This is a genomic window from Limnohabitans sp. (assembly GCF_031538885.1).
Classification (GTDB): Bacteria; Pseudomonadota; Gammaproteobacteria; order Burkholderiales; family Burkholderiaceae_C; genus Limnohabitans.
Map to the genome: position 1 here is coordinate 1 of NZ_JAVKLW010000009.1, position 7,469 is coordinate 7,469.

Annotated in this window: 7 protein-coding genes; 2 read left to right on the forward strand and 5 right to left on the reverse strand. The window is 55.1% G+C overall.

Features of this window, described 5'->3' with window-relative positions; translation table 11 throughout:
• Positions 1–52: 52 nt before the first annotated feature.
• Positions 53–607 (forward strand): elongation factor P, encoded by a 555-nt coding sequence (gene efp / locus RMS03_RS00600; RefSeq protein ID WP_310625195.1) that lies wholly within the window; start codon positions 53–55, stop codon positions 605–607.
• Positions 608–692: 85 nt separating this feature from the next.
• Positions 693–1,556 carry a TIGR00730 family Rossman fold protein gene (locus RMS03_RS00605; protein ID WP_310625190.1) on the forward strand — a complete coding sequence of 288 codons (864 nt, stop codon included), beginning with the start codon at positions 693–695 and terminating at the stop codon, positions 1,554–1,556.
• Here the strand turns inward: RMS03_RS00605 and RMS03_RS00610 are convergent.
• From RMS03_RS00610 to pncB, 5 genes are read right to left on the reverse strand one after another with little or no spacing between them, the layout of a single operon-like run.
• Entirely contained in the window at positions 1,531–2,682 is a 1,152-nt protein-coding gene (locus tag RMS03_RS00610) for an MFS transporter (protein ID WP_310625191.1), read from the reverse strand. The two genes, RMS03_RS00605 and RMS03_RS00610, sit on opposite strands and share 26 nt — an antisense overlap.
• Positions 2,679–3,938 carry a DNA recombination protein RmuC gene (locus tag RMS03_RS00615; protein WP_310625196.1) on the reverse strand — a complete coding sequence of 420 codons (1,260 nt, stop codon included), beginning with the start codon at positions 3,936–3,938 and terminating at the stop codon, positions 2,679–2,681. The genes RMS03_RS00610 and RMS03_RS00615 overlap by 4 nt, the downstream gene beginning before the upstream one ends.
• Positions 3,938–4,912: a D-glycerate dehydrogenase gene (locus RMS03_RS00620; RefSeq protein WP_310625192.1), complete on the reverse strand. Its 975-nt coding sequence runs from the start codon at positions 4,910–4,912 to the stop codon at positions 3,938–3,940. Before RMS03_RS00620 ends, RMS03_RS00615 begins: the two co-directional genes overlap by 1 nt.
• 4 nt (positions 4,913–4,916) lie before the next feature.
• Complete coding sequence (locus RMS03_RS00625; RefSeq protein ID WP_310625193.1) at positions 4,917–6,245, reverse strand: cation:proton antiporter; 1,329 nt, start codon at positions 6,243–6,245, stop codon at positions 4,917–4,919.
• A gap of 8 nt (positions 6,246–6,253) precedes the next feature.
• Positions 6,254–7,438, reverse strand: coding sequence for a nicotinate phosphoribosyltransferase (gene pncB, locus RMS03_RS00630; RefSeq protein ID WP_310625194.1), 1,185 nt, complete (start codon positions 7,436–7,438; stop codon positions 6,254–6,256).
• Positions 7,439–7,469 lie beyond the last annotated feature (31 nt).

Consider the following 7,469-nt stretch of genomic DNA (forward strand, 5'->3'; position numbering starts at 1 on the left):
CCAGCGCAGCTTGAGCTGCATGGGCCACATACCTCTTAGAAAACCTCACACTATGAAAACCGCTCAAGAAATCCGCGTTGGCAACGTCATCATGCACGGCAAGGACCCTATGGTTGTCCTGCGCACCGAATACCAACGTGGCGGCCGTGGCTCTTCCACCGTTCGCATGAAATTAAAAAGCTTGATCGCGAACTTCGGCACCGAAGTCGTGTTCAAAGCCGACGACAAGATGGACCAAGTCATCTTGGACAAGAAGGATTGCACCTACTCTTACTTTGCTGACCCTATGTACGTTTGCATGGACGCCGACTTCAACCAATACGAAGTCGAAGCCAGCAACATGGGCGACGCCCTGAACTACCTCGAAGACGGCATGGAACTCGAAGTGGTGTTCTACGACGAGAAAGCCATCTCTGTGGAATTACCCACCAACGTCGTGCGCGAAATCACTTGGACCGAGCCAGCTGTCAAAGGCGACACCTCAGGCAAAGTGTTGAAGCCCGCCAAAATTGCAACCGGCTTTGAAGTCGCTGTACCTTTGTTTGTGGCCCAAGGCGACAAAGTTGAAGTGGACACACGCACAGGCGAATACCGCAAGCGCGTCTAAGCTTTCAAGTTTTTGCCAATCAAGGCCTCTTCGGAGGCCTTTTTTACGCCCAAACCCACTGCATTTCTAACAGTAACATCGCAGCATGGATGGAATGCTAGACCCACACGACAGACGCCTTGCCCAAGCTTGGGAAACCCTCAAAGCACATTACGACAACGGCGACTCAATCACCCCAGAATCCAATCGCTTGGCGTTTGCAGATCCTGAGTTTTTACTGCGCCGCGAAACACGCGGCATGCGCATGCAACTCGAAATGCTCAAAGCCGATTTGGCGCAAATTGAACGCGGCATTGAGCACACCGTGGTCATCTTTGGCAGTGCGCGTTTTCGCAGTGAAGAAGATTCACACCTTGCGCTCATCCGAGCACGTGCCAGTGGCGATGAGGCCGAGATTGCCCAAGCCGAAGTTCTGGTGCGCAATGCGCGCTACTACGAGCAGTCACGCGCCTTGGCGCATACCATCACCACATTCAGCGCCGACAAGACCCATGGTCGCAAGCTCTTCATCTGCACAGGTGGCGGCCCCGGCATCATGGAAGCTGCCAACCGTGGCGCGCAAGAAGCGGGTGGCATCAGCGTGGGACTCAACATCGCCCTGCCCCATGAGCAAACACCCAACCCCTACATCACGCCCGAACTGAGCTTCAAGTTCCACTACTTTGCTTTGCGAAAAATGCACTTCATGATGCGCGCCAAAGCCTTGGTGGCCTTTCCCGGTGGCTTTGGCACCCTAGACGAGTTGTTTGAAACACTTACCTTGGTGCAATGCAAAAAAGCCAAGCCCGTGCCCATCGTGCTGTTTGGCAGTGCGTATTGGAAGCGACTGTTTAACCCACAAGTGCTGCTGGAAGAAGGTGTAATTTCTCAAGAAGACTTGAACTTGTTCACTTACGTCGACAGCGTGGACGACGCATGGCAAGTCATCCGTGCTTTTTATGAACTCTGAGCAAATACGCGCTGCGTGAGCCCAAGCCCACCACTGCTGACACACACCAAAACACGCCACTGATGCCAATGACGGTGCCAGCCGCGCCAAACACCATGGGCATCAGTACACTCGACGCGTTGATGCCCATCAAGCGCAATCCCAAAGCTTCACCATGGCGATGTTCTGGTGTGATTTGGTGCAGTGTGCTCATGATCATGGGTTGAACCCCGCCCAGCGAAAAACCCACCAGCGCCGAACATGCGCCCATCAGCCAAGCTGTCTCGGTGAACGGGTACACCGCCAACATAAATGAGGTGATGAGCATTGCGCCCGTGACCACTTGCCACTCGTGCAAACGTGCTGCGATGAAGGGCATCATCATGCGAATAAACGCTGCGGCCAGTGCAAACACGCCCAAGATAGCACCAATGGCCGAAGCACTCAAACCCCGTTCATGACCCAAGATGGGCACGACAAAGGTGTGCACATCCCAACACGCCGACAAAAACCAATTAACCAGCAGCAAGCGCCGAAACATGGGCTCGTTGAGCAAATCCCAAGCACTGTTGTTTTCATGGCCTTCAGGTTTTTCAACTTTCGGCAGTTCATGCGCTTGACGAATCCAAATCCACGCAATCGCAGGCAATGCAGCCATAGCGGCAAATGCCCATTGAAAACCAGCATGGTCAATCAGCAGGCCCGCCGTGAACGGACCGATGAAATTAGAGAACGCAGGTGCAATCGACAACCAACTGAAGGCTTGCTTCATCTGTGCCAAACCTTGCGCGGCACGACCCACATGGCGCTGCAACGCAATGATGGCAATGCCGGTAGCGCCCCCCGTCATCAAACCACTGAAACACAACACGGGAAAGATGGGCCACACCGCAGCTGCGCCTGCACCCGTCACGCCCATGAGTACGCTCCACATCACAGGGCGTTTCAAGCCATGCAAATCGGCGTAGCGTCCTGCAGGCAGGGCCAAGAACACTTGGGTCAAAGCAAACATGGCTAGCAACAGGCCGACGGCGGCCTCACTCTGGCCACTGCGCAAGGCCATCAGGGGAGCGGCCATGCGCATGCCTGCCATACAAGCATGCAGGCACACCTGGCCTGCAATCAGCTTGGCGAGTTCACGTTTCAAACCTTGGCGTCCGCTTTGAGATCTGATTCTTCCAAGGCGTCATCAAACTTGGGCAGCAGCGCTTGCGCTTCGCTTTCGGGCAAGGCCTCCACGTTCTTGAGCGCACGGCGCATTTGGCGGCTGCGGGTGTCGGCACGGTCCAGTGTGTCCGCGGCTTTTTGCACTTGCTCGCGCACCTTCTCCACCCAATCGCCATAGCGTTCAAACTCGGTTTTCACCGCGCCCAGCACCTTCCACACCTCAGAGGCTTGTTGCTCCAGCGCGAGTGTGCGAAAGCCCATGTGCAAGCTGTTGAGCATGGCTAGCAAGGTGGTCGGGCCTGCCAGGGTGACGCGGTAGTCGCGTTGCAAACTGTCCATCAAGCCAGGGCGGCGCAGCACCTCGGCATACAAACCCTCGGCAGGCAAAAATAAAATCGCAAAGTCCGTGGTGTGCGGTGGCGCGAGGTAGCTCTCGGCAATGCTCTTGGCTTCGGTGCGAATACGTGCTTCCAGCGCCTTGGCCGCCACTTCTGCGGCTAAAGCATCGGCGCGGTCTTGTGCATCCAGCAAGCGCTCGTAATCTTCACGCGGGAACTTGGCATCAATCGGCAACCAAACGGGCTCACCGTCTTCGCCACCACGGCCTGGAAACCGAATCGCAAAGTCAACGCGCTGGTTGCTGCGTGGTTTGGTTTCCACTTGCTTGGCGTATTGCTCAATCGTGAGCACTTGTTCGAGCAAGGCCTCAAGTTGCACCTCGCCAAACATGCCGCGTGTTTTGACGTTGGTCAGCACACGCTGCAAGCTGCCCACGCCATCGGCCAACTTTTGCATTTGGCCGAGGCCGTTGTGCACTTGCTCCAAACGCTCGGCCACTTGTTTGAAGCTCTCGGACAGGCGTTTTTCCAAGGTGGTTTGCAGCTTTTCATCCACCGTGCGGCGCATTTCGTCGAGTTTGTCGGCATTGCTTTTTTGCAATTGCTGCAACTGTTGGTTCAGCGTGTCCCCAATACTTTTTTGCATGAGTGTGAGTTGCTGCACTTGGCTTTGTTGAAACAGCGCCAAGTTTTGCGTCAGCTCTTGACGGCCACCTCTGGAGGATTCGGCAATCTCAGTGCGCAACTCTCGCTCAATACGCTCCAGTTTTTCGTGCATGCTTTGCAAGCTCTGCTGCAAAGCTAATGCGGCATCGGGGTGGTTGCTGGGGCGACGCAAGAGCAGCAGCAATAGCAAGGCATTCAATGCCCCCACACCTACCGCCATCCAAATTTCCATCATGCAGACACCGTGTTCAAGGGGGCGACCGACTTGCCTTGCGTGAAGTAGCGGATGAGGTTGTCTGCCGCCAAATTGGCCATCGCCCTGCGTGTGGGAATGGATGCGCTGGCAATGTGCGGGGTCAACACCACATTGGGCACAGTCAGCAAATCGGGGTGAACGTTGGGCTCGCCCTCAAACACATCCAAGCCTGCCGCAGCAATGCGTTTGTCGCGCAGCGCTACCGCCAATGCGGCATCGTCCACAATACCGCCGCGAGCGATGTTGATGAGCGTGGCAGTGGGCTTCATTTGCGCCAACTCAGCGGCACCGATGGTGTGATGCGACGCTGGGCTGTAGGGCACCACCAACATCACATGGTCGGCTGTTTGGAGCAACGTTTCTTTGCTGACATAGCGGGCTTTGCACTCGGCTTCCGCCTCGACGCCCAAGCGTGAACGGTTGTGATAAATCACCTTCATGCCAAAGCCATGCGCAGCGCGACGCGCAATGCCTTGGCCGATGCGACCCATGCCCAAGATGCCGAGGGTGCTGCCATGCACTTCAGCGCCGGCAAACATGTCGTAGCGCCATTGCGTCCACTCGCCACGGCGCAGGTAATGCTCGCTCTCGGTGATGCGGCGTGCCGTCGCCATCAACAAAGCAAAGCCAAAGTCTGCCGTGGTCTCAGTCAACACATCGGGCGTGTTACTGGCTTGTACGCCATGGGCGGTCATGGCGGGCACGTCAAAGTTGTTGTAGCCCACCGCCATGTTGGCCACGGCTTTGAGATGGGTACAGGCTTGGAGCACGTCGGCATCCACAGGGTCAGACCCTGTGGTCAGAGCGCCCACATGTTGCGACAGGGCTTGCGTCCATGATGCCTTGGTCCACGGCGTGTCGACTTGGTTGTCGGTCACGTCAAAGTGTTCGCGCAGACGCACCAAGACATCCTCAAAGATAGGACGGGCGACGATGATTTTTGATTTCATTGAATTACTCTGTCATGTTTAATTGTTTAGCCCACCAAGGGGTCAGCGCAGGCAGCACAGTCAAGGTCCAAATCACCACCCAAGCTGTCAAAGGCATGAGCTGTGTCATGTCCGGAAACTGCGCCACGGTGATCACGGCCAACACCACGGGAATCACACCTGTTTCACGTACAGCGCACAGAAACAGTTTTTCAGATCGGCTCACCTTCGTCAGCAGCAGTGAAATAAATACCGCAAGAGGACGTGCCAAGAGGATGAACACCAACGACACCAGCAAGCCCAAGCCTGCGGTCTCGGCCAGTTGCGGCAAGGCGACGAAAGGCCCGACCATCATGAAGATGGTGGGCTTGGCCAAACTCTCGATCTTCACTTCAAGGTTGTGCAATAAGCCGTGAAAATGGTGTGTACCGTGGTTGAAATTGGCCAACAAGCCTGCGATGAATGCCGCCAAGAAACCATTGCCATGCATCATCTGCGCCAGCACAAAGGTGACCAAGGGCACCGCCAACACCAAAGCAAAGTCATACGGCACATCCAGCTTGCCTTGTGCGTGGCTGTTGGATTTATAGCGTTCAAAAGCATACATGGCGAGCCAGCCCATGACACCGGCCACGACGCCAAATCCAAACTGTGCGGCGAGCAGTTGCAAGTTGTCAGCACTGAACAGACCTGCGGCCAACAAGCGGGCACTATCGATTTGAACGCCCCCCAAAATCATGACCGAAATCGCCCCCGTGAAGATAGCCCCTACAGCATCGTTCAAGGCGCTTTCGGCCACGCACAAGCTCGGCATTTGCTTGAACTCGGGTTTAAACACCACGGTCTTGAGCGTGGGGATCAACGCAGCGGGATCGGTCGCACCCACGATGGCGGATAAGAGTGCGGCCGTTTTGCTGTCCAAACCCAGCCACATCAACACTGGAAACATCACAAAGAACGTGATCAAGTAGCCCACAGTGGCGATGAGCAAGGTAGGCCAGGCAATTTTCAAAAAGTCCTTGCGTTCAATCTCATCACCGCCCGACTTCAGAATGATGGCAGCAAGCGATGTGCACACCACCACCGCGAGTACCAGTTGCGCGGACAAAGGCGCCAGTGCATCGTGCAACACAATGCCGATCAGCAACTGCAAGGTAAAGCTCGGGAAAAACGTGCCCTCCGCCGCCTTGCTACAGCCCCAACCAAACACGAGAAACAAACCCAAGCACCACAGGGTGGCAGCAATGGCCGCCTCTACGCCACCCAAGTGTGCAATGTGACTCAGCAAACGCGGAGCCACCGCATTCAAACCAAACGCCAGCGCAAAGACGCAAGCAATTTTTAGGTAGTTCATAAGCTCGGTTAAACAGGCTGCGCGATGTCAAACACTTGGCGCAAATAGGCCAAGTATTTTTCGTCTTGGCACATATTTTTGGAAGGCGTGTCCGACAGCTTGGCCACGGGCTGGCCATTGCATTGCGTCATTTTGATGACGATTTGCAAAGGCTCATAGCCCAAGTCGTTGGTCAGGTTGGTGCCAATGCCAAACGCCAGTTGGCAACGCCCGCGAAACTGTTGGTACAAGGCAATGATTTTTTCAATGGTCAGGCCATCAGAAAAAATCAAGGTCTTGGTCATAGGGTCTACACGGTTGTTGCGGTAATGCGTGATCATGCGCTCGCCCCATGTGAAAGGGTCGCCACTGTCGTGACGCGCACCATCGAACAATTTGCAAAAGTACATGTCAAAGTCACGCAAGAAGGGCTCGATGCCATACACATCGCTCAAAGCAATCCCTAGGTCACCGCGGTATTCACGCGCCCATGTCTCAAAGCCGAACACTTGGCTATCGCGCAAGCGTGGCCCCAGTGCTTGGCAGGCTTGCAGGTATTCGTGTGCCATCGTGCCCAAGGGGGTCAGGCCCAGCTTCATTGCAAACAACGCATTGCTGGTTCCTGCAAACTGCCCTTCAGACCCCGTGCCTAGGCGCGAGATGAGGACACGCAGAATTTCCTCGTGCCACGCCTTGGAGAAGCGGCGACGTGTTCCGTAATCCGCAATCTTCAAATCACTCAAACGCTCGGCATGTAGGGCTTGAATTTTTTGGTCTAAGCGTTTGCGTCCTTCTAAAAAGTCCGGCACTTGTTGCGTGTTGCGAAAGTAAACCTCGTTGACGATGGCCAACACAGGGATTTCAAACAAGATGGTGTGCAGCCAAGGGCCTTGGATGCTGATGCCAATCTCACCATTCGACAAGGCATTCACCTGAATGTATTTTTCATTCAGGCGGAACAGCCCTAAAAAATCCACGAAGTCGCTTTTGATGAAGCGCAAGCTGCGCAGCCACGCCAGCTCGGCATTTTGAAATTGCAGGCTGCATAGCGAGCGAATTTCGTCACGGATTTCTTGCACATAGGGCGCAAGCTGCACACCGGGATTGCGGCACTTGAACTTGTACGACACCTGCGCACTCGGGAACTGATGCAGCACAGCCTGCATCATGGTGAATTTGTAAAGGTCGGTGTCGAGCAGGCTGGTGATGATCATGTCAAAGCAACTTCAAACTTAGTCCACCCAA